The organism is Psychrobacter nivimaris (assembly GCF_904846365.1).
Taxonomy (GTDB): domain Bacteria; phylum Pseudomonadota; class Gammaproteobacteria; order Pseudomonadales; family Moraxellaceae; genus Psychrobacter; species Psychrobacter nivimaris_B.
Genome location: NZ_CAJHAL010000029.1, coordinates 18,760 through 42,146 on the forward strand (window position 1 = coordinate 18,760; position 23,387 = coordinate 42,146).

General features: G+C 41.9%; 21 protein-coding genes. 12 read left to right on the plus strand and 9 right to left on the minus strand.

From position 1 onward, the window contains the following. The first annotated feature begins 130 nt into the window (after positions 1 to 130). Together purD and JMX63_RS11625 are read left to right on the plus strand one after the other, a co-directional pair. A complete protein-coding gene (gene purD / locus JMX63_RS11620; RefSeq protein WP_201572540.1) occupies positions 131 to 1,447 on the plus strand; it encodes a phosphoribosylamine--glycine ligase in 1,317 nt (438 codons plus the stop codon). Positions 1,448 to 1,896: 449 nt separating this feature from the next. After that, on the plus strand, positions 1,897 to 3,291 hold the full coding sequence (locus JMX63_RS11625) for an ABC1 kinase family protein (RefSeq protein ID WP_201572515.1): 1,395 nt from the start codon (positions 1,897 to 1,899) through the stop codon (positions 3,289 to 3,291). 134 nt (positions 3,292 to 3,425) lie between these two features. Here JMX63_RS11625 and JMX63_RS11630 read toward each other — a convergent pair whose 3' ends face one another. Beyond that, entirely contained in the window at positions 3,426 to 4,100 is a 675-nt protein-coding gene (locus tag JMX63_RS11630; protein WP_201572517.1) for a class I SAM-dependent methyltransferase, read from the minus strand. 189 nt (positions 4,101 to 4,289) lie between these two features. On the opposite strand from JMX63_RS11630, the gene JMX63_RS11635 reads away from it, so the two are divergent. Together JMX63_RS11635 and JMX63_RS11640 are read left to right on the plus strand one after the other, a co-directional pair. Then, complete coding sequence (locus JMX63_RS11635) at positions 4,290 to 4,481, plus strand: DNA gyrase inhibitor YacG (RefSeq protein WP_201572519.1); 192 nt, start codon at positions 4,290 to 4,292, stop codon at positions 4,479 to 4,481. Between the two features lie 40 nt (positions 4,482 to 4,521). Next, positions 4,522 to 5,703: an aspartate aminotransferase family protein gene (locus JMX63_RS11640; protein ID WP_201572521.1), complete on the plus strand. Its 1,182-nt coding sequence runs from the start codon at positions 4,522 to 4,524 to the stop codon at positions 5,701 to 5,703. Positions 5,704 to 5,823: 120 nt separating this feature from the next. On the opposite strand, the gene JMX63_RS11645 is transcribed toward JMX63_RS11640, so the two are convergent. The 6 genes from JMX63_RS11645 to JMX63_RS11670 all read right to left on the minus strand — a co-directional run bounded on the left by JMX63_RS11645 (position 5,824) and on the right by JMX63_RS11670 (position 14,560). Continuing rightward, positions 5,824 to 6,723 carry a LysR family transcriptional regulator gene (locus JMX63_RS11645; protein ID WP_057760292.1) on the minus strand — a complete coding sequence of 300 codons (900 nt, stop codon included), beginning with the start codon at positions 6,721 to 6,723 and terminating at the stop codon, positions 5,824 to 5,826. 233 nt (positions 6,724 to 6,956) lie between these two features. Beyond that, on the minus strand, positions 6,957 to 8,972 hold the full coding sequence (gene dnaX / locus JMX63_RS11650) for a DNA polymerase III subunit gamma/tau (protein ID WP_201572523.1): 2,016 nt from the start codon (positions 8,970 to 8,972) through the stop codon (positions 6,957 to 6,959). A gap of 69 nt (positions 8,973 to 9,041) precedes the next feature. Beyond that, positions 9,042 to 10,304, minus strand: a complete 1,263-nt coding sequence (locus tag JMX63_RS11655; RefSeq protein ID WP_201572525.1) for a hypothetical protein — start codon at positions 10,302 to 10,304, stop codon at positions 9,042 to 9,044. A gap of 115 nt (positions 10,305 to 10,419) precedes the next feature. Beyond that, entirely contained in the window at positions 10,420 to 11,958 is a 1,539-nt protein-coding gene (lysS, locus tag JMX63_RS11660) for a lysine--tRNA ligase (RefSeq protein WP_102090341.1), read from the minus strand. Positions 11,959 to 12,088: 130 nt separating this feature from the next. After that, the gene (gene prfA / locus JMX63_RS11665) at positions 12,089 to 13,180 is read right to left on the minus strand and encodes a peptide chain release factor 1 (RefSeq protein ID WP_057760300.1); all 1,092 of its coding nucleotides are present in this window, start codon (positions 13,178 to 13,180) and stop codon (positions 12,089 to 12,091) included. A gap of 234 nt (positions 13,181 to 13,414) precedes the next feature. After that, the gene (locus JMX63_RS11670) at positions 13,415 to 14,560 is read right to left on the minus strand and encodes a beta-ketoacyl-ACP synthase III (RefSeq protein WP_201572527.1); all 1,146 of its coding nucleotides are present in this window, start codon (positions 14,558 to 14,560) and stop codon (positions 13,415 to 13,417) included. 296 nt (positions 14,561 to 14,856) lie between these two features. Between JMX63_RS11670 and pnuC the strand changes: the two genes are divergently transcribed. The 4 genes from pnuC to creD all read left to right on the plus strand — a co-directional run bounded on the left by pnuC (position 14,857) and on the right by creD (position 18,526). Further along, entirely contained in the window at positions 14,857 to 15,567 is a 711-nt protein-coding gene (gene pnuC / locus JMX63_RS11675; RefSeq protein WP_201572529.1) for a nicotinamide riboside transporter PnuC, read from the plus strand. Further along, complete coding sequence (locus JMX63_RS11680) at positions 15,539 to 16,126, plus strand: AAA family ATPase (protein WP_228153160.1); 588 nt, start codon at positions 15,539 to 15,541, stop codon at positions 16,124 to 16,126. The genes pnuC and JMX63_RS11680 overlap by 29 nt, the downstream gene beginning before the upstream one ends. Before the next feature lie 96 nt (positions 16,127 to 16,222). Then, positions 16,223 to 16,747 carry a TIGR00645 family protein gene (locus tag JMX63_RS11685; RefSeq protein ID WP_102093027.1) on the plus strand — a complete coding sequence of 175 codons (525 nt, stop codon included), beginning with the start codon at positions 16,223 to 16,225 and terminating at the stop codon, positions 16,745 to 16,747. A gap of 159 nt (positions 16,748 to 16,906) precedes the next feature. Continuing rightward, entirely contained in the window at positions 16,907 to 18,526 is a 1,620-nt protein-coding gene (creD, locus tag JMX63_RS11690) for a cell envelope integrity protein CreD (RefSeq protein WP_201572531.1), read from the plus strand. 137 nt (positions 18,527 to 18,663) lie between these two features. Here creD and JMX63_RS11695 read toward each other — a convergent pair whose 3' ends face one another. Then, entirely contained in the window at positions 18,664 to 19,347 is a 684-nt protein-coding gene (locus tag JMX63_RS11695) for a DUF421 domain-containing protein (RefSeq protein ID WP_101204363.1), read from the minus strand. Positions 19,348 to 19,667: 320 nt separating this feature from the next. Between JMX63_RS11695 and JMX63_RS11700 the strand changes: the two genes are divergently transcribed. After that, positions 19,668 to 20,585 (plus strand): DMT family transporter, encoded by a 918-nt coding sequence (locus JMX63_RS11700; RefSeq protein WP_201572533.1) that lies wholly within the window; start codon positions 19,668 to 19,670, stop codon positions 20,583 to 20,585. A 171-nt stretch (positions 20,586 to 20,756) separates the two neighbouring features. Here the strand turns inward: JMX63_RS11700 and JMX63_RS11705 are convergent, their stop codons facing one another. Continuing rightward, complete coding sequence (locus JMX63_RS11705; RefSeq protein WP_101204365.1) at positions 20,757 to 21,170, minus strand: organic hydroperoxide resistance protein; 414 nt, start codon at positions 21,168 to 21,170, stop codon at positions 20,757 to 20,759. A gap of 166 nt (positions 21,171 to 21,336) precedes the next feature. Here JMX63_RS11705 and JMX63_RS11710 point away from each other — a divergent pair, with 166 nt between their 5' ends. From JMX63_RS11710 to JMX63_RS11720, 3 genes are all read left to right on the plus strand, one after another. Further along, complete coding sequence (locus JMX63_RS11710; RefSeq protein ID WP_201572535.1) at positions 21,337 to 22,188, plus strand: AraC family transcriptional regulator; 852 nt, start codon at positions 21,337 to 21,339, stop codon at positions 22,186 to 22,188. A gap of 342 nt (positions 22,189 to 22,530) precedes the next feature. Next, positions 22,531 to 22,782, plus strand: coding sequence for a hypothetical protein (locus tag JMX63_RS11715; protein ID WP_201572536.1), 252 nt, complete (start codon positions 22,531 to 22,533; stop codon positions 22,780 to 22,782). 82 nt (positions 22,783 to 22,864) lie between these two features. Then, positions 22,865 to 23,387, plus strand: a 523-nt coding sequence (locus JMX63_RS11720) for a transposase (RefSeq protein ID WP_201572538.1), incomplete at its 3' end; no start/stop codon positions are given.

Genomic DNA, 23,387 nt, shown 5'->3' on the forward strand with positions numbered 1-23,387 from the left:
ATGGATGATTCGGTGCTGGCAGGCGGATACTCATGGTAATTGAAGGCGTTTTTTTGTTAGAATATGCCAACATATTTAAGAGCGTACGACTCGCTCACTATTAACTTTAATGCTAAGGGCAAAAGGTATGATGAATATTTTGGTGGTTGGCTCAGGTGGTCGCGAACACGCATTGGCATGGCAATGTGCAAAAGATGACAATGTAAAAAATGTCTACATCGCTCCTGGTAATGCTGGCACCGCCCTTGAGCCTAAATGCCAAAACGTTACGCTAGAGTCTACCGACGCTGACGCAGGCGAGCATAGTGCTGTTATCACGTTTTGTCAAAACAATGATATCGACATGGTGATTGTTGGTCCAGAGGCGCCTTTGGTTACGGGTATTGTTGATGCTTGTCGTGATGCAGGTATCAAAGCATGGGGCCCAACAGCGTACTGTGCACAGTTAGAAGGCTCAAAAACTTTTGCCAAAGAGTTCATGGAGCAAAACAACATCCCAACCGCTGCTTATCAAGGTTTTACAGACGCAGTCGCTGCAAAAGCCTATGTCGATGAGCAAGGCGCGCCTATCGTTATCAAAGCAGATGGTCTTGCTGCAGGTAAAGGCGTTATCGTTGCTGAAACGATCGAACAAGCACATGAAGCTATCGACGATATGTTAGCGGATAATAAGTTCGGTGATGCTGGCAGTCGCGTAGTTATCGAGCAGTTCTTACAGGGTGAAGAAGCCAGCTTTATCTGTATGATTGATGGTGACAACATCTTGCCAATGGCAACCAGCCAAGATCACAAACGTGCTTTTGAAGGTGATACCGGTCCAAACACTGGCGGTATGGGTGCCTACTCTCCTGCTCCAGTTGTTACCAGCGATGTTCATAACAAAGTCATGCAGCAAGTGATTCAACCAGTAGTTGATGCCATGAAAAACGCAGGCCATCCTTATACTGGCTTCTTATACGCAGGTCTTATGATTGATAAGGCAGGCGACCCTTATGTCATCGAGTTTAATTGCCGCTTTGGTGATCCAGAGACGCAGCCTATCTTGATGCGCTTGCAGTCATCAATGGTAGACTTGGTCGCCCAAGGATTAGACGGTCAATTGCCTAGCGAAGCCAAATGGGACAACCGCCCTGCCTTAGGTATCGTTGTCGCATCAAAAGGCTACCCTGAAACTTCATCTAAAGGTGATGTGATTGCTGGCTTGCCAGAACTAGATCCTAACAACGACGAAGCTGTGAAAGTTTTTCATGCTGGCACGGCATTTTCTAACGATAATGATAAAGAAATCGTCACAAACGGCGGGCGCGTCTTATGTGTAACTGCGTTAGCAGATAGCATTTCTGATGCTCAGCAAGCCGCATTAGCAGTAACCGCTGCTATTAGCTTCGATGGTGCGCAGTACCGCCGTGATATTGGTCACCACGCCATCACTCGCGAAAACGCTTAGCAGCTAATGCATATCAAAAGACATATTGAGTAGCGTCTTGGGCAATATTTTAGAGAATGCGAAGGTTTCGCTCAATGTGTTTGATTAATAATATTTCTATACTTTATAGCTCTACATCATTATTTGACCTAGCATCATGCTAGGTCTTATTTTTTAGTATCTTTTTAATACTAATCTATTGGTTATAAATAGATTTTTCTAAATTTTAATAGTCAGTTAACTTGCTAGAAAAATCTAGCTATTTATAAATCATACTTAAATTAGTAATCGCCTATTTATCAATAGTTACCACTAGATATTGGCTTACAAAGTAACTATCAATGGCCAGCTCAGGCTCATAAAACCAACGCGCTTTATATGATACAATTTTGTACCTGTGCATCACGTCTCCCTTGTATTGTAGGTTTCGAACCCGCAAATCAATACCAATTGGATGAATGATTATACTTATGGCAAATGATACGTCTAAACCTTTTAGCAACAAGCAATCAATCGATAGCCTAAAAACCTCAGGGTTTGATCGTCGTATGTCGATTGCAAAAACTTCTTTGAATATTGGTCGTCGTTGGGCGGGTAATAGCGTGTCTGGTATGTTCTTAAATAAAGAAGCACGTACTGCACGTAATCAGGCATTTATGGAAACTCAGGCAAATTATCTGGCATCAGAGTTAGGTAAATTGAAAGGTTCGGTCGTCAAGATTGGTCAAATGCTAGCGATTTATGGTGAGCATATACTGCCGCCAGAGATTACGCGTGCTTTGCAAACCCTTAATGATGACACGGCGACATTGACTTGGCCGACGATTGAGCAAACATTACGCCAGTTACTGGGCAACAAACTAAACGAGCTAGACATTGATCCTGTCCCCATCGGAACTGCTTCTCTTGCTCAAGTTCACCGTGCGACCGTACTCGCCACTGGCGAACAAGTTGTATTAAAAATTCAGTATCCGGGTGTGGCAGATGCTATCAACTCTGATCTTGCCTTGTTCAAACGATTGTTAAAAGTAAGTAATATCGTCCCTCAAACACGGGCACTCGATGCTTGGTTTGAGGAAATACGTGACCTACTCCATCACGAAGTCGATTATGAAGCGGAAGCGGCTACGACAGAGCGTTTTTATGAGCGTTTAATTGATGATCCGCGCTATATCGTGCCTAAGATTAATCGCACTTATTCTAAAAAACGTCTGCTATGCATGTCATACGAGCCAGGTATCACTGTGGTATCAGAAGCATTGCAATTATTACCTCATGAACGCCGCAATGCTATTGGTCAAGCGGCCATAGAAATTATGATGCAAGAGATTTTTGTATGGGGTGAGATGCAGACCGATCCCAACTTTGGTAATTACTTAGTGCGTGTGAGCGAAAACGAAGAAGATATCGATAGATTGGTTTTGCTAGATTTTGGAGCGATTCGTCAGTTTGATGGTAACTTATTAACGATTGCCCGTGGTTTACTACGCGCAGGATATCGCCATGATCAGCAAGCAATGAGCCTTGCTATGAAAGGATATGACTTTTTCGATAGCATGAGTAACAAAGTACGTTCAGATATTGCCTCGTTATTTTTACTTGCTACCGAGCCTTTTAGTGACCCTGAGAAAAACGCTAATATCCCTAGTGAATGTTTGGATGAGCAGAATCGCTATATTTGGGCTAACAGTAAATTACATTCACGCCTATCTACTACGGCCACACGTGCAATGCAATCTTTTGAATTTAATCTACCACCAAAAGAATTTATGTTTATCAGCCGTAAGTTTATCGGTGCATATACCTTTTTAACTGTTTTAGATGCGCATACCAACTCTAATAGCCTCGTAAAACCTTATTTATAAACCGTGCAAATTTTTAGCCGTCCTTTAGTGACGGCTTTTTATCGTTTTAATTTTATTTGCTTAGGCTATTTTATGTCTAATACTATTACCTTTATTGTAGAGCACTGACATAAGCCCTATATTCACCTAGGCTATTATTTTTTGCTTATAACACTTACCTGCCAATCATCAAATCTTGTCTTATACCACTTTGGCTTACGAATACTTAGCTCCCAACATACCTCTCGTCGGGCAAGGTATTTCACTTCGAAATGAGTGCGCTGACTGGTCGCTGGTACTCGAGAACGTGTTGATGGTAGACACCATACTTTGGTCGCTTGGTGTTCTGCATTGTCCATATAGGATTCGATATTAGTGACTAATATCACTTCTCCGCCCACATGCAAGCGTGATAATAAAAACTCAAAAAAAGGCATATTCAGCCATTGCTGATTTGGATTGTGCTGTTCAGGATTGGGATAAAGAATGAAGATTTTAGCCAAGCTATTCGGTTTAATGGCATGCACTGTCCATGCAATCGCATCCGCGTGAATCGCGTCTAGGTTTGATAGATTTTGTAAAGTGGCTAATTTTGAGAATGCTTCAAATTTATTACGCGTGCGTTCAATGGCTATCAGATGCATATCAGGATTTTGTGCGGCAAAGCTAAGTGCATGCTTACCCTTCCCTGCCCCAATCTCTAGCATCAACGGTTTTTCACTTTTATTGTCATTAATGATATTTGGAATAATAAAGTCACGCGGTGCTGACAGTTTTTGTGGTTGAAAGGCACGCTCTTGCTGATGCGTGAGATCAATATTGTCGGTCATCTACTATCCTTAAAGCATTTGTCTTTTGTCATTATTCGGCCCCATGCTATTATATAGTCAATCCAATTGAATAGTAATACAGCGACAGCAAGTACGCCTCGTTTCGTCGTAATTTAAATGACGAATGCGTCTACTGCTCGTGCCATATGCAACCGATACTAATAACATTTAGGACATTGCTCTTTTCTTATGACTGACTCTACTGCAAATACGCCCCTAAAGACCTATCCTTGTCCACGTTGCGGCACTCAGACGACTTGGCAAGACAATAAATATAAGCCGTTTTGTAGCAGTCGCTGCAAGCTGATTGACTTAGGTGCTTGGGCAAACGAAGATTACACCTTACCTGCAGAAACCACGCCTTTTTCTGACGAGCTATAATCCACACTTTTACTCAATTATTATACCAAGGATGTTTTACATGTCTGCTACTTACCTGATGCCCACTTATAATCGTCAACCAATCAGCTTTACACGCGGTGCAGGCAGTTGGCTCTATACCAAAGATGACACGCCTTACTTAGATGCCTTAACTGGTATCGCGGTATGCGGCTTAGGACACTGTCATCCACAAGTCACTGACGCGATTCAGCAGCAAGCAGGTATGTTGATTCATACAAGCAACTTGTTTGGCATTGATTGGCAAGAGCGTGCTGGAGAGATACTATGTACCGCCGCCCAAATGGACAGTGTGTTTTTTGCCAATAGCGGCGCCGAAGCCAATGAAGCTGCATTGAAACTGGCACGTTTATACGCCTACAAGCAAGGTTTTAAACGTCCAAAAGTTATCGTAATGGAGCAATCGTTCCATGGTCGTACGTTATTATCTTTGTCAGCTACTGCAAATCCAAAGGCGCGTGAAGGATTTTATACGCTAGATGAAGACTTTATTCGTGTGCCATTTGGCGATATCGCTGCCGTCAAACAAGCTGCTCTAGAACATGATGATATCTGCGCTATATTTGTAGAGCCGATCCAAGGCGAAGGTGGCCTAAACACTGCAGCCAATGGCTTCACTTATCTTGAAGAGTTACAAGCGGAATGTGACGCTCATAACTGGTTATTTATGCTGGATGAAGTGCAAACAGGTAATGGCCGTACGGGTAAATACTTTGCTTATCAACACAGCAATGCTCGTCCTGATGTGTTGACGACAGCCAAAGGTCTAGGTAATGGCTTCCCAGTCGGTGCGTGCATGGTACGTGGCCGTGCCAACGGTTTGTTTGGTGCTGGTAGTCATGGCTCTACTTACGGTGGTACACCATTGGCCAGCCGTGTGGTACATAGCGTATATGACGTGCTAGCAAATAGTAACATTATGGAAAACGCAGTGACTGAGGGCTTATTTATCAGAGAAAGTATCGTTGATACATTTGGCCAACATGGTGTTAGCAGTCGCGGTGCAGGTATGATGATTGGTATCGCGCTACCTGAAGATATGGATTGTAGCCAACTGGTAGATCGTGCCCGTGATGAGCAAAAGCTGATCATCAATGTGACGGGTGGTCATGTTGTACGTTTGCTGCCGCCACTTAACATGAGCCGTGATGAAAGCACACAAGTCGCTGAGCGTTTAATCAATCTGTTAAAACCATCATTTTAAAGCATGCTTCAACGTTAATAACAGACAACAAAAAAGCCTATAGATGATTCATTATCTATAGGATTTTTGCTAACTGCTTATTGCTAACTAAAAACGTTTCGTGCGTAGTGAGAACAACACTTAGTTTGCATGGAAGTATTTTTTCAGTACTTCTAGGCAACGAGTAATTTTAGCTGGCTGTTGGTCGCGATTTAAAGTGACCGCATATAGCACAAAGCTTGGCAATTGATAGCCAGTCAACACTTCTACCAGCTCTCCACTTTCAAGCTCTTTTTTGACGTCCATTTCTAACATTCTAACCAAACCATGACCTTCTTTAGCCAACGTCGTTGCCATAAACACGTTATTGGTATAGATACGTGAGTTCATTTTGACACGCGTTTTTTTGCCAGTTTCAGTCTGAATCATATCGATCTGATTGGCATCTTTCATGATTTCAATACAGATTAATTGATGCTCAGCCAAATCTTTAGGCGTATTTAGCTTACTGTGCTGACGCAAATACTGAGGTGAAGCAACCAACAGTTGGCGCACATCGGTCAATGGATGACTGCTCAAACTAGAATCATTAATCGATGGACTCATGCGAATAGCAATATCAATACGCTCATCAATCATATCAATATAATGATTGTCAGCTAGATAGGTGACGCTTAAATCATCATGTGCCGCCATCCACGTAGAGAGTGCCGGCAGTATGTGATTAACACCAAGCTCAGGAGTCGTCGATACACGCAAGCTACCTGCTAGCTCATCACGCAATTGATTAACTTTGATACGCCCTTGCTCTGCTGCACTAACGACATCTTTTGCCGCTTCATAAAAGCTCTCACCAGCTTCTGTTAAGCTTAGCTTACGAGTTGAGCGATGTAGCAATACCACGCCAAGCTCGTTCTCTAACGAACGAATTTGCTGACTGACTGCACTGGTTGTAATACCTAGCTCACGTGCTGAGCCACTAAAAGAGCCATGTCCGACCACACTGGCGAACACAGCCATACCGCGTAAATTATCCAACATATTCTCACCTAAACGTCATTTCAGTTTTTAATATAACTTAACCATTATAACGACTTTACATTCATCTTATCGTTATCAAATGGTTCTCTCTTGTTTGATAAATATATTTTAAGCCGTAATAAAAACAAAAATATCAAGGTGATATATTGCTATCACCTTGATATTTAATATAAAACTACGTTCAATATATAAATATACTTTTAGATACTTTGAGCAAACACTGCTCCAAAATCTCAATACAGCTGTACTTTACCCATTTTCCCCTCACCGCGTTCAGTTAAATACTGCATTACTGGTGTTTTTAGTAATTTCGTTTCAGCAACGGTTTTCGCTTGCTCTAAACGTTTTTTCTGTCGACGCTCTGGGGTTTTATCTTCGGTCTGCATGATACTACTATCAATTTTCAAGTCAATGTCAGCTTGCGTAAATTGCTGTTGTAGCTTAGCTGCCAATTGCTGAAAAGTGACCTGCAAATGTTTACTATCGACACTAGTCAAAAACGTGGCTTTACCATTGCATTGTCCAGTCATTGTACCTTGCCGTGCCAGTGCTAGCTCATCTTGTGCCAATACCTCGCCTTCACGAGCAGTTTGCAACCAGTAATCCCACTTTTCTGGGTTCCACTCGCCTGTCAGTTCTTGAGGTGGACAACGCAGCAACGTACGTGGATCTTCATCAGAGTGTGCTATTAACTGAGAATCATTTGCGCCAAGCTCAACAACTGGTTCAGGCTCAACAACTGGTTCAGGCTCAACAACTGGTTCAGGCTCAACAACTGGTTCAGGCTCAACAACTGGTTCAGGCTCAACAACTGGTTCAGGCTCAACAACTGGTTCAGGCTCAACAATTGGTTCAGGCTCAACAATTGGTTCAGGCTCAACAATTGGTTCAGGCTCAACAATTGGTTCAGGCTCAACAATTGGTTCAGGCATAGCACTAGCCACTGATTGTGCTAAATTGTCATTATAATCAATACCGCTTTGTAACTCATCGTGACTTGGTGTCTGATAATCAACAATATAAAGCTCTGGCGGCGGTGCTGACGCTTCATGTGCAATAGCATCTAGAGCCGATGTAGAAGATACTGGCTCTATAGCTGGTACTTTGGTAGCAGACCCATCATTATCACAAGTATTGCTCAAGACTTCATTGACTGGCAATGGACGAAACGCCAGTAATCGTAAAATGCACATCTCAAGCGCTTGCATCGGTGTACTTGCAAGCTTGACACCTTCACGTGCCTGTACAACAATCTCATAATACAGTTGCAAAACATCAGGGCTGATATGCTGAGCTAGCGTATAAATATCTTTTGCTTGCGCCTCATTGACATTAAGAGCGACCTCGGGCAACAGCTGAGTTAATGCCAACTGATGTAACAGTTCAGCAAGCCCATCAAACATACTAGTCGCATCGACCATTTGCGCGCGCATTTGCTCAATATGAGCAGCAACCGCCGACTTATCATGGTTATAGATATCTGTGATTAGACGCACTAAGTCAGCAGCATCAATAAGACCAAGCATTGCATTGACAGTAGCATCATCCAATGCGCCTTGACCAAAAGCAATGGCTTGATCGGTCAATGATAGAGCATCACGCACAGAACCTTTGGCTGCACTTGCTAACTGCCAAATCGCTGGCTGAGTATAGCCTACCTGTTCTTTGGTCAAGATATTTGCCAAGTGCTCGCTAAGTAACGTTTGAGGTAATGGGCGCAGAACGAACTGCAAGCAGCGCGAAATAATCGTAATCGGTAGCTTTTGTGGATCAGTCGTCGCTAATAAAAACTTCACATGTTCAGGTGGCTCTTCTAGCGTTTTAAGTAGCGCGTTAAAGCTGTGCGTAGACAGCATATGTACTTCATCAATCAGATAGACCTTATAACGTCCTTGGCTAGGCGCATAAGGCACATTGTCTAATAGCTCACGCGTGTCTTCAACCTTGGTACGAGAAGCGGCATCAATCTCAATAAGATCAATGAAACGCCCCTGATCAATAGCAACGCAGTTATCACATACACCGCAAGGGGTACTAGTAATACCTGTATCACAGTTCAAGCATTTAGATAAAATACGCGCAATCGTTGTCTTACCCACACCGCGCGTACCTGTAAACAGATAGGCATGATGCAAACGATTATAATCAATCGCATTAATCAACGCTTGAGACACATGCGTCTGCCCAATCAACTCGTGAAAGTTTTTTGGTCGGTATTTGCGAGCTAAAACTTGATATTGCTGCGTCATAATAAATGCCAATGTAAATAATACAAATATAGAGGGAGCGTCGGGTTAATGAATCATACTATGTTTAGGTTATAACTGAGCTTGAAGTTGGGCCAGCCGGTCATATAAGCGTTGAGTACTTTCATCAATCAATGAACCTGCTTGATGAAATATATCCAGATAAACCTCAGTGTTTACACTGTCTTCACATGGCCGAAACTCTACGCCCAGTAAAAATAAATCGTCCATTACAGGCTCCTGTAATTGGACATTAATATCTGACAATAAATCTTTATAAGAGCGCCTAACGTTTTCTGCGCTTAGTGAACTGCTATCGTCTTGCGCATAAAACACCATGAGATAATGGCGTCCAAATACATGATAAGAATGCTCATGACGGACATAACCATTCCAGCGCGAGTCTTGATCCATGGTTCTATAAGCTAAGATTTTTTCTACTAGACACGCATAGGTATACATTGACTCATCTACCAAAATATCAACCTGCTCATTTGGTAAAGGTCTACCCGCTTCATAATAACGCTCAAGAACACTGTTAAACAGCTTGAACCACATCCGAGTATTTTTTTGCATCTCAGCCATTAAAGCATCGGCATACACGGTCTGATTCGGCTCTACTGCTTTAAGTAAGCGTAGTTCAACTTGCTCAATTAACTCACTATCAATTAGCTGTTCTTGTATCCTAATCGCTCTTTGGTGAAAGTCCGGTGATTGTAGAAATTGTTTAAGCAATGTTGATTCGTTTTGAAATGATGCAAAACTAGATAGTTGACGACGATGGAAGTCTAAAAAGGTTGTCAAATCACTTGGCGTCACCAATTGATTGAGGATATCAACGAAGGTTTGATGACTAAAGACTTGTAGGATATTTTGCTCATCATCTAAGTCTAAAACACAGTCTTCTGCAAAAAACCGACTGCCATATTCGTAGCCAACTGCATAAGATAAATGGCCCAATTGATCTTCTTGATGATTGATAGATAATGATGTTAAACCGATAAAATAAACCGTTTTATCAGTTGTCACGGTACTTCTATCTACAATTAGGCTGTCGTTCTTTTGATAAATCTGAGCGTGGCGTTTGATAAGTTGGTTAACAACTTCTTTTCTCCACTCACGAACTCTAGCATTATCCACTTCTTGCTTAGTTGCCTGCATCACGACGGTATTGACGAGCAAATAAATAGTAGCGCCGGAAAACTCAAAAACAAAATCATAACCCTGAAAATGATCAGAGTCAGTGATTTTGTCATCAGGCAACTCATACAATGATAAAAAACATTGCTGAATCATTTTTTGCCATAGCGTATATGATGCTTGCTGAATATCCATAATACCTCTATAAACGATATTTCACAAAAAAGCTGATACCCATTCTGTGAAAATGAGCAAAAGCTTTTTATGCTGAGTTAAGTATCAGTTTGGATTTATAGCAAGCAAACCCATCTTAGCTGTCTTGTTTGCGGCGCATGTGCGGGAACAAGATCACATCACGGATACTAGCAGAGTCGGTAAATAGCATTACTAGACGATCGATACCAATACCCTCACCAGCTGTCGGTGGCAGACCATAAGACAATGCTTCGATATACTCTTCATCGAAATGCATGGCTTCATCATCGCCAGCGTCTTTTTCAGCAACCTGACCACGGAAGCGCTCGGCTTGGTCTGCTGGGTCATTAAGCTCACTAAAACCATTGGCCAACTCACGACCACCAACGAACAGCTCAAAGCGATCGGTAATCTCAGGATTGTCATCACTACGGCGCGCTAGTGGTGAAGTCTCAGCAGGGTACTCAGTAATGAACGTTGGCTGACGTAATTGATGCTCAGCCGTTTCTTCAAAGATAATCGTTTGTAGTTTACCCACACCGAACACATCTTTGACTTGTTGCTTAAGTGTCGTAGATGCATATTCTGCTAGGTATTCACGATCATTGATACGTGTCATATCAAAGTTTTCAGCATATTTTGCAATCGCATCAGACATTGATAGACGAGCAAATGGTGCTTTTAGGCTAATGGCTTCTTCTTGATAGGTCAGCTCTGTTGTGCCTAGCACATCTATTGCTAACTGATTAAACAGACGCTCAGTCAAATCCATCAAGTCATGATAATCAGCGTAGGCTTGATAGAACTCAATCATGGTGAATTCAGGGTTATGACGGGTTGAAACGCCTTCGTTACGGAAACTACGGTTAATCTCAAATACGCGCTCAAACCCACCAACAACCAGACGCTTAAGATAAAGCTCAGGCGCGATACGTAGATATAAAGGCATGTCTAATGCATTATGATGTGTCTCAAACGGACGGGCTACTGCGCCGCCTGGTATCGGATGCATCATTGGCGTTTCAACTTCCATAAAACGCTCATTAAGCATAAATTGACGAATACCACTCACGATCTGACTACGAACCATAAAGGTATTGCGAGTCGTCTCATTGGTCATCAAATCAAGATGACGATTACGATAGCGCGCTTCTACATCAGCCAAACCATGGAATTTGTTTGGCATTGGACGTAATGATTTGGTCAGTAGCGTAATTTCTTCAATATGCACATACAAATCGCCTTTACCTGAGCGACCGATATAGCCTGATACACCAACGATGTCACCCAAATCTAGTGATTTGATGCTTGCACGCGTTTCCTCATCAAGCTCTTTACGTGCTACATATAGCTGAATACGGCCTGTCATGTCTTGAATCACGATGAACGAACCACGGTTGAGCATGACTCGACCTGCCACGTTGACCTGTGTTTTTTCACCATTTGCTGCTTTTTCTTCAATTTCCTGCTTTGAGACACCATCAAAAGCCGTCTGTAAGTCTTGCGCATAATCAGTGCGTTTGAACGTATTAGGATACGGCTGTTTACCTGAAGCACTGATATCATCTAGCTTGGCTTGCAGTTGTGCGATTAGCTCGTTAGCATCTTCTACGACTGGGGTTTGATCTTGGTTCTGATTATTGTGCTTTGACATAACACTCTCAATATTTTTAGGTAATTAAATGGATAAACGAAAACAGAAAAATTAAATCAATACTTATTATTATAAGAACAGACATGGTGATAAAAACGATAAAACTACTGGTACTCTTAAAGACTAGCTACTAGTCATTGCCACCGATACTGGCCATCAAATCAGCCTGATGCTCACGCAGTAGTGCATCAAGAATCTCGTCCAAGTCGCCTTCCATAATGGAATCAAGCTTGTATAAGGTAAGGTTGATACGGTGATCGGTCATACGACCTTGTGGAAAATTATAGGTACGGATACGCTCAGAGCGATCGCCACTACCGACCAAGTCACGACGTATAGAGTCCGCCACATCGACCTGTGCTTGCACTTTGGCTTGTTGAATTTTAGAGACCAGCATTTTCATAGCATGCGCACGGTTTTTGTGTTGGCTACGCTCTTGCTGACACTCTACCACGGTACCTGTCGGAATGTGTGTCAAACGTACGGCAGAGTCAGTGGTGTTCACGTGCTGACCACCAGCGCCGCTTGAGCGGAAAGTATCCATTTTGATATCAGCAGGATTGATATCGACGGTATCATCAATCTCAACTTCCGGCATGACCGCAACCGTACAAGCTGACGTATGCACACGACCTTGGCTCTCGGTTTCAGGGACACGCTGTACGCGGTGAGCGCCTGATTCAAACTTTAGACGACCATATACACTATTGCCAGATACACGAGTGATGATTTCTTTATAACCGCCATGCTCACCTTCATTTGCAGAGAGCACTTCTAGTGTCCAGCCTTGGCTCTGCGCGTATTTTTGGTACATACGGAACAAGTCACCAGAGAAAATCGCTGCTTCATCGCCACCTGTCCCTGCACGAATCTCTAAAAATGCTGGTACTTTATCGTTAGGATCTTTTGGTAGCATCATCAGATTAAGCGCTTCTTCCATCTCTACGATGGTATCACGCGCACTCTCAATCTCATCGATCATCATCTCTTTCATGTCAGGATCTGTTGCATCGGCTAGCATCGCTTCTGCATCAGCCTGATCCGTTTCTGCACCCACGTAGTTTTGCCACAGCGTCGTGATCTCCATCAAGTCGCTGTGCTCAACAGACAATTCACGGAACTTATTATTATCACTAATGACACTAGGATCTGATAATAAAGCGGTGACCTCTTCATAACGGTCTACCATCTGGTCTAAACGCAGGCGTAAGGATTCTTTCATAAAAGGACTTTTAATTAGATAAGAGGAATAAGCCCGTGATTATAGCAAATTTTTTGGGGTAAATTAAAACCTCTAATCATTCTTGTTGATATTGTCGGTAATCTCGATGTTATCTTCTCCAACATCTCTGTTTATATTTAGATGTCACAGCTTAATTTCAATAGCAAAAACAACAGACAAAAAAATAGCTAAGAATATTCTTAGCTATTTTTATCAAAACAAGTAGTCAAAGTATTAGACCTTGCGAACTAAGACCGATCCAATAGAGTAACCTGCACCAAATGAGCAAATAACGCCCAGATCGCCTGATACTAAGTCATCTTTGTGGCGATGGAATACAATCATAGGACTCGCTGAGCTAGTATTGGCAAATTCAGCAATAACACTCGGAGCAATCGATTTATCGGCATCTTTACCAACCACGGTACGTAGAATCAAATCCAACATATTGGCATTGGCTTGATGCAACCACATCATCTTAACATCAGATGTTGGGATGTCGTTTTCTTGCAAGTGCTCAGTGATAATCTCTGACACTTTCGGACAGACTTCACGGAATACTTTACGACCGTTTTGCAAAAACAGCTTGTCAGTGACCGGTGCTTTGATATCTGGATACATTTCAGTCTGTGCTGCTAGATACTCTGAGCGATCCATAAAGCCATATTCGTTTTTGATGTTGGTCGAAAACTGAGTAAACAGTTTAGAGTTTAGAATCTCATAGCCTTTTGGCGTGTCTAGATCTTCTACGATAGACGCAGTCGCTACATCACCGAAGATAAAGTGGCTGTCACGGTTGCGCCAGTTTAGATGCGCTGAGGTAATCTCAACGTTGACCACAGCAATACGCTTGGCCAAACCAGAGATGATAGAACCATGTGCTTGTGACAGACCAAACGTCGCCGCACTACACGCAACGTTCATATCATAAGCAAAGCCGCCAATCATACCAATTTCGTTTTGGATTTCGATGGCAACCGCAGGATAAGTACGTTGGAAGTTTGAGCAAGCAAGGATGATACCATCTAAGTCGTTGGCCTCAAGTCCAGCATCAGCCAAAGCGTCTCTCAGTGCTGCTGCACCCATTTCGGCCATGACTGACAACTCTTCGCCCAAGTTGCGGTAAGGGATAACTGGCGCCATGATTTCAGTATTTAAGATACCTTCTTTTTCCATCACATAACGTGATTTGATACCAGATACTTTTTCGATGAAGGCAGCTGAAGAAGGCTCAAGTGCCGTCACTGTCTCTGCAGCTATCTCTTCAGCATGTTCGGTATTATAGTTTTCAACATACTGGTTAAATGACTCAACTAGCTCTTCGTTACTAATGCTGTAAGGTGGGATATAAAGACCAGTGCCTGTGATACAAGTCGTCATGATAAGCTTCCTTGTCTACTACTGTGGTGCTTGGAATAAGCATAAAAGTGGAAAAATAATAGCCATTCAAATTCAGTGAATAACTGTAAACTTAAAATCAGTGTGTTTATTATGCCTGAATATTATAATTTTTCTAATACTTTGTTACAAATAATCTGTTTCTTGCCATAAATTAGCAAAGACTGCCGTCCTTTTGCGATAGCTACGTTATAATTGGTATCATTTTGGTCTGTACTATTCATCGAACTATCTTAATTATTCAGAACATTGATACACGCTCATACTTAGGAATGCTAATGGCAGAACTTCTCAACTGGTTATTTGGTCAATACGCTGACTACTCTACGATATTCATCATTCTTGAACTGATTGCCGTTGTCTTCGGCATAGCAAGTGTCTTACTCGCCAGCAAAACCAATATCCTAGTTTTCCCTATCGGTCTGGTCAGTACTGCTATATTTGTGTACCTACTGTGGAAATGGCAACTGTTTGGCGATATGTTCATCAATGCTTACTATACCGTGATGAGCTTGTATGGCTGGATTAACTGGTCAAAGAATAAGAAAAACCAGTCTGTTGAGCACAAGCAGTCAAATGCCAATAATGTCCGTATTGAGCATTTGCATGCAGGTGACATCCCGATACTATCTGCTTTGGCAGCAGGAACGATAGCTTTTGTAGGATTGGTTTATTACTTCCGTCCAGTGATTAATAATGGCTTTAGCCTAGACGGTGCGGTACTTGGACTCCATTTATTTACTTGGGTCGATTATACTGACATGCTCACTACCGCTTTATTTTTGATGGCAATGTGGCTCATGGCACGGCGCAAAATCGAGCATTGGATACTCTGGATCATCGCTGATGCGATATCGGTACCACTATACTTCTATAAAGGTTTTACTTTTACCGCGCTACAATATGTAGTCTTCACTCTTATCGCAATCTGGGCATACTATGAATGGCAACGACGCTACCGTGTACAACCTCGAGCAGCATACGCCTAAATCTGTCATCAACGTCGCGGTTTTAGGGGCAGAAAGTACGGGTAAGACGACCTTATGTCGTGATTTGGCCGAGCATTTTGATACTCCTTGGGTGTCAGAATACATGCGCACCTACTTACAGGCAAAGTGGGATGATGAGCAGCTGACTTGTACGTGGGAAGATCTGCTCCCTATCGCACAGGGGCAGGTTACACTAGAGAATACCTTAGCCAAACAAGTCGCTCAGTCGTCTAATGCCAGTCATTATTTGTTTTGCGATACCAGTTTGTTTGAGCTGATGGTTTATTCTTATTGGTATTATGGCGACTGCCCTACGACCCTTGAGCAAGCAGCGTTGGCGCATCACTATGATTTGATATTATTGACTGAGGTTGATACGCCATGGGTGGCTGATGACTTGCGAGACAGTCCACACCAACGCGATGAGATAAGCGACTATTTCGCCAGTCAATTAAGCAAGCATCAAAAACCATTTCAACGCATTAGTGGCGATAGAAAAGCGCGCGTTCAGCAAGTAGTAGCGCAGCTCGCTAATATAGATAATATATCGCCTGACTAAAGCTAAATAGCTATACCCAAAAAATTATTCATATTTGTGTCTTTAAGACGTTCTTGTCTTTAAAACTTTTTTGTATTTGAAACCTAAGAGATACCCATGCTAAAGAAGTTTGAGCTTTATTTAGAAAAAACCATATTTAATAGCCGCTGGATACTGGCGCCTTTTTATCTAGGATTAGTGCTAGGCATTATTTTATTATTTATTAAGTTTGTCCAAAAACTATGGCACATGTTTGCTGACATTCTGACGGCTTCTGAAGCCAGTGTGATTGTAGATATATTGGTATTGGTTGATATCTCTCTAGTTGCCAGTTTACTGCTTATCATTATATTCAGTGGCTATGAGATTTTTGTCTCAAAAATCGATACTGGCACCCATGATGATCGTCCTAGCTGGATGGGCAAAGTGGACTTTTCGGGTCTAAAGCTCAAAGTCATCGGAGCGATCGTCGCTATCTCGGCAATTGACCTTTTGAAATCCTTTATGGATATCTCTAGCGGAATGAGTGAACTTGATGCCGACAAACTCATGTGGAAGGTTATTATTCATATGACCTTTGTATTGTCTGGCTTGTTATTCGCTATTATGGATAAAGTCGTTGGCGATACAAAAAAGCATTAACACTTGAAAGTAGTTATCCGAAAATATCAACTTTCGCCCTTTCACTGTTTTTCCATATTTCCTGCACATCTTCTCGTTATGCCCTCTCTATGATGTCTTTTAAAGCCACAGTCTGCTATCTCGGCAGCTGTGGATTAAAGACATTTAGGAGGCGACCACATGCAAAAAACATTATTGACGAAATTATCCATCATTATAGGACTGTGTATTGTCTGTTCAATCGGACTCACCATGATTAGCGATATTATATACGAGAGGCAATACTACGCAGAGTCAGTGATAAAAGAAATCACCCAACAGCATGTCAATCCACAAGAAGTCATTAACCCATTTATCGCCATTCCTACGACAGTCACATCGGCATGTCAGTCAGATACACCAAATATAAAGGGTAAATGCGAACCATCATACTCGAAAATCGAGACGGTATTTGCCACTCAAACGCAGGCAACACAGAACCTAAAAGTAAACACAGATACTTATAAACGCGGTATCTATAGTGCCACTAGTTATGAGGGTCAGCTGACATTCGACCAAAGTTATATGTCTGCAGACAATGCAGACAAAACAGCAACCCTCCTTGGCAACGATTCAGAGTCAGTCACTACCTCTCTCAATACAGATAAAACGCCATTGGCCAAAACGATTATCCACTGGAATAAAGCTAAACTTATCATTCCTGTATCTGATTTACGCGGTGTCGCGACCCTACCTACCATCACAATCAATCAAAAATCGATAAAAGCACACTATCCACAAATACCAATGATAGACAACTTAACCTATGTTGAAGTAGCTATTCCTAAAGACGTACTGGATCAATTGATAAACCCTACTCGCCAGCAGAATAAAGAACCTCGTGTTGTCGCAGGCTCAATAAATACAGATCTAAATAAATCAGAGGTGAGTAGCAAGTTATCTAATCCTAGAGACAATCAAGCGCTCAATATTGTGATCGACTTACCATTAGTTGGCATTAGTAATTTAACGACTGTCCCAACTGGGCAGAACTTTACTCTATCTATGCACAGTGACTGGCAGACTCCAAACTTCATCGGTAAAGCGTTACCAAATACCAAGAGCATTACCGCTGTAGGATTCGATGCCAGTTGGCAAAATCAGTATCTAACCGTTGCCAATAACCAATACCTTTCTCAATGTCTCAGCGCGCCTAACCACCAATGTACTGTCATAAGTGAATCAACGCTCAATACCGATAGTCATTCGTACAATCCTAATTCGTTTGAGGCATCAAGAAATCCGACGACAGACAGTGCAGCAGTAGCTGGTAGTAATCAAAGTGTTCTGCTAAACAGCTTTGGCGTTAGTTTTGCGAGCCCCAACGATGTCTATCTACAAACTGAACGAGCCATGAAGTACGCCTTGTTATTAATGTTGGTATCGTTTGGTACTTTCTTTTTATTTGAAGTGCTCAAATCAAGTCGCATCCACCCTATTCAGTATCTGTTAGTCGGCTGCGCACTATTTGTCTTTTATATCTTATTACTGCCGCTTGCAGAACAAATCGCATTTTGGCAAGCCTATATGGTAGCAGCCAGTGCTTGTGTTGGGCTTATTGGCTGGTATAGCTACTATGTATTTGGCGGTTTCAAACGGGCTTTAATCTTTACCGCAACGCTTGCTGGACTATATGCTGCGTTTTTCGGTATTTTAAGTACAGAAGATCTCAATCTATTACTGGGTGCGATATTCTGCTTTGTGATACTTGCCTGCGTGATGGTGATGACTCGCAAACTTGACTGGTATAAAGTGACATAAATGATGAGAGCCATGCGCTGTATAAAACAAGTCAGACAAACTGGTAGTAGATAGTATATTTTGAGCTGGCAATTTAAAGGAAAAAAGCACTTGGCTGCCTTAGTTTATCAACTGAGCTAAGGCAGCTAATCGTTATATTATTTGACGATATGATTGTTTAACGCTTTAGCCCAATTATTGCAATTATCCTCACAGCGCGGACAACAATGATTGGGGTCAGATATTTCATCGACGTAACCGCAATACATACAAGCATAATAAACCCCTGCTTCTACTTGCTCGACCGGTCGATATTGCTTAGGGAAAAGCGGCATACCGTAGTCTGTCTTTTCAGAGGTGTGCAATAAAATACTAAAATTGCCATCAGTCTCGAGCAAACCGGTACGCACTTGACCTAAATGCTCAACCCCTTGTTGGCGCATTTCAGCAAAAAACTCATCATGTGACATTTCCCCCTGTTTAATCTTATCAAGCACCAGCATGCCATCTTCTACAATATACATTGAGCGCCCCTCTAGCAGGTCCTCAAAAGGCTGGAACTTCATCATCGCCCAAGTACAGAGCCTATAAAGTGAAATGACCGTACCCATGATTAATACCGCTTGGATAATAGGCAGGTCTTCGGTGAACATGGGATCACCTGCGATAGAGCCTAACGATAAAATGATGGTTAACTCAAAAATAGAAAGCTGACGAACGCCGCGCTTACCAGTGAATCGCAAAAATGTGATAATTAATACAAACATGACAGTGACACGTATTAAAATTTCTACGGCAAACCACCAAGTTGTGTCATAAATAAAAATACTTGCCCAATTCATACTATCTTTCCTATTTATTTATCTAATTATTGTGTTTCATGAGTGTTGTTCTAATAGTTCATTTGACGCGAAGCACATCATCCCTATTTTTAGACCTTATCGTCAATACAACTATCGTTATTCTGATTTAAAAGAGACTTTTTGCCATAAGTACGACAAAATATCCTGTCTTGTGAAACGGCTATAGATTAGATTAATCAGTTATAAATCTATTATCTTTGCTAAGAATAAACGTTCGTTATAACAGCGTATCTTAAGACCTAAAACTAAAATCCTATGTTTGCCTGTTTTGTGCCATTTATTCATTGTAGGAATTACTTTTGAAAGCCACTATTTATACCATTATTGCGTTAATCGCCTTTGCTGCAAACTCCCTGTTTTGCCGAATGGCATTGGCGGAAGGCTACATCGATGCTTGGAGCTTTACCATCATCAGGCTAGTGAGTGCGACGGCCTGTCTAGGCGTTATCATGGCTATACATGCTTACAGACTGCAACGCCAAACGCCCAATCATGACGAATCTACTGTCCACGCTATATTAAATGACAAAGGCAGTTGGTTAAGTAGTCTCAGCTTGGTGATTTATGCGCTGTGCTTTTCAATTGCGTATGTAGAGCTGGATACTGGCACTGGGGCATTGATTTTGTTTTCAGCGGTTCAGCTGACGATGATTGGCTGGGGTATCTATAAAAAAGAACAGCTCAGCGCGCTACAATGGTTAGCGTTTGTCGTTGCAGTGGCGGGGTTTGTATATCTGATGTTGCCATCCGCTGCCATACCGTCACCATTGGCTGCAGCGTTAGTGGCTATGAGCGGCATAGCTTGGGGAGTATATAGTATACGCGGCAAATCATGTGTCTCACCGCTGCGAGCGACAGGGTTTAATTTTGTGCGTAGTTTAGTCGCTGTGCCTATACTACTACTGGTAGGTATGACGTATCTAGATGACTTAGGTTTGAAAAATATCAATTTGGATGGTATTACCATTGAAGGTGTACTACTCGCCTGTGCATCCGGAGCGATCGCCTCAGGGTTGGGCTATAGTATCTGGTATACAGCGATGCCACTATTGAAAAACACACAAGCCGCTATCGTTCAGCTATGTGTCCCTGTGATTGCTGCGTTGCTAGGTGTGATATTTTTATCTGAGCAGTTAACTATGCCCTTTATTATCGCAAGTACGGTCATTTTGGGCGCGGTCTTGGTGTTTACCTTAAATAAAAAAGTACCGGTATAAAATAATGCTATTAACAACCTATCATTAGCTAAACTGCTCAGAAAAAGTTCCAGCTTATGATTCTACCAGACAACATAAAACGCCCCGACTCTTATAAATCGAGGCGTTTTATATTCGAGTTATTATTTTAATATTGCTAGTCTACGGTCAACAGTCGTTGAACAACAGCATTTAAGCAACAGTAACTTCTAGACGAGTATCGACATTGCCGCGAGTAGCATTAGAATACGGGCACACCTGATGCGTAGCTTCGATCAACTGCTGCGCCTGCGCTTCATCAATACCTGATACTTCTACAGACAGCTCTATCTCTAGGTTGTAGCTACCGTCAGCTTTCATACCGATACCTACTTGCGCAGAGGTTTTTGAAGCGGTAACAGGCAATTTCATGTGCTGTGCAGTCATGCTCAAAGCGCTATCAAAACAAGCCGCGTAACCCATGGCAAAAAGCTGTTCTGGATTCACGCCTTCTTTGTCTTGCTCTTGAAAAGATACCAAGTCAAATCCTAAAGAACCATCGTCTAATCCAGTATGGCCAGAACGTCCACCAGTAGCGGTTGCACGCGTTTTATAAAATATTTTCATGAGTAATTATTCCTTGTTTCATATTATTAGAGGTCGTACTTACGCTGTTGCGATGAGATTATTATAGAATCCTCTGCATTTATACGTTAGAACAAACCTCTATAACTCTTGCCTAATCCTACAAATATTTATACTATCAGGCAACTCTATAAAATAAGCACTCGTGATGAATCAAACGACTATTGCCCAACTTCTTACCGTACTACCTAGAAATAAAACCATCGAGTCCGCTGTTTCAGGCTTGTTCTTTTACTGCGCGGACAAACCAAGCAAAGCCGTAAGCTATATTCAAGAGCCAAGTATTTGTATTGTATTGCAGGGAGAACGCGAGATTTATTTGGGTGCTGACTGTCAAAGGTTTGACAATAGTAACTTGATGTTCTGTCCAGTTAATATACCGCTAAGTATGCATATCAAGCACGCTTCGATAAAAAACCCTGTCATTGTTTTATCAATGAAATTAGATTTAGCCATGATTAGAGATGTATTAGCGCAGCTACCGACCACACAACCAATGGCAGGCAGCCATTTAGGGATAAAGTGGCACCTAGATGACACCATAATGGACGCGTTTGATCGATTGATACGCTTGCTTAATTATCCAAACGATATTGATTTTCTGTCTTCTTTAATTCAACAAGAAATATACTATCGCCTACTCTTGGCTGAGCAAGGCAACAAACTTAAGCAATTGGTCGTTAGCGGTAGCCATACACACCGCATTGCTCAAGCGACTGACTGGATAAAGGCACATCTAGATGAACCTATTATGGTTGAGAGCTTGGCTAGTAGGTGCGGCATGAGTGTCTCAGGGTTCCATCAGCACTTTAAAGAAATAACCCAGCTGAGTCCGCTACAGTATCAGAAAAGCTTACGTTTAATAGAAGCCAGACGCTTAATTAAGATGCATGGGGCGCAAATATCACAAATAGCGATGCAAGTAGGCTACGAAAGCCCTAGTCAATTTAGCCGAGAATATAAGCGGTTTTTTGGTCTGAGCCCGAGTAACGAGTTGTAGTTATAATCTTATTTTTTAATAGAATAAATTTAACTCGCTTAGGCTACTTTCTATTATATCTATGAAATTCTTCCTCAAAAAACTTCATTTTTAAATTGAATGATTTATAGAGTATTTTAAATAAATAGAAAAATTGGTTGACTCGACTATATATTCGTATTATAACATATTATATATATTTAAAAAAATGAATGTATGGGAGTAGCTTTATTCTGCGTACGATCGATGTAAAGCGATCAATAGAAAACTTAGGGAGGAGATAACATGATTCGTTTAAGCTACACTCTCAAATGTTGGGCACTTGGCATTACTTTTTTTACAGTGTTCTACTTTATGGTAGTCATGAGTGACCCTGGATTTAGTAAGTACATTTATGTGTTAGCTTTTAGCACCTTGCTATTCCCTATTGCTAAGCGTGCAGTCGATGTCATGACCGATTTTTTCGCACCAGATATTGAATTGTTCAATGGATTGCTACCATCACTTTTAATCAATATTGTGATTTGGATGCTTACTCCATTTATCGTCGCATTAACCGTGATTGCCTATGTACTTTATAGCATGGGTGTACTGACAGAAAAGATTAGCCATTAGATATTATACAAATAGAAAGGCTAGATGGGAGTTTCCTAAAAACTGTGTAACTGCTTATAATCCACTAACAGGAGAATAAGCAATGACTAACCAAACTGACATCAAGAAACTGGCTGAGCAAATGGCTGGTAGCATGAAAAGCTTCGATGACATCAAAGACTTTCAAAAGCAGCTCATGCAATCTTTTATCGATACTGCCTTGGAAGCTGAGATGGAAGACCATCTTGGCTACCCTAAGCATGAGAAAGCAGATAAGCCAAATAAACGCAATGGGCATACTAAAAAGACCGTCCGCAGTGACACAGGCGATCTTGAGATATCCACCCCAAGAGACCGTCATGGTGACTTTGAACCTACACTCGTGCGCAAGCATCAAACTCGTATCTCAGGCCTTGATGACAAGATCATCTTCCTTTACGCCAAGGGTCAAACCACCACTGAGATCGTAGAGAGCATTAAAGAGCTCTACGATGTCGATATCTCAAGCTCTCTTGTCTCAAGAGTCACCGATAACATATTAGAGGACATCACTGCTTGGCAGAACCGGCCGCTGAGCAGTGTTTATCCTATCGTCTATCTAGACTGCATCGTCGTGAAGATACGTC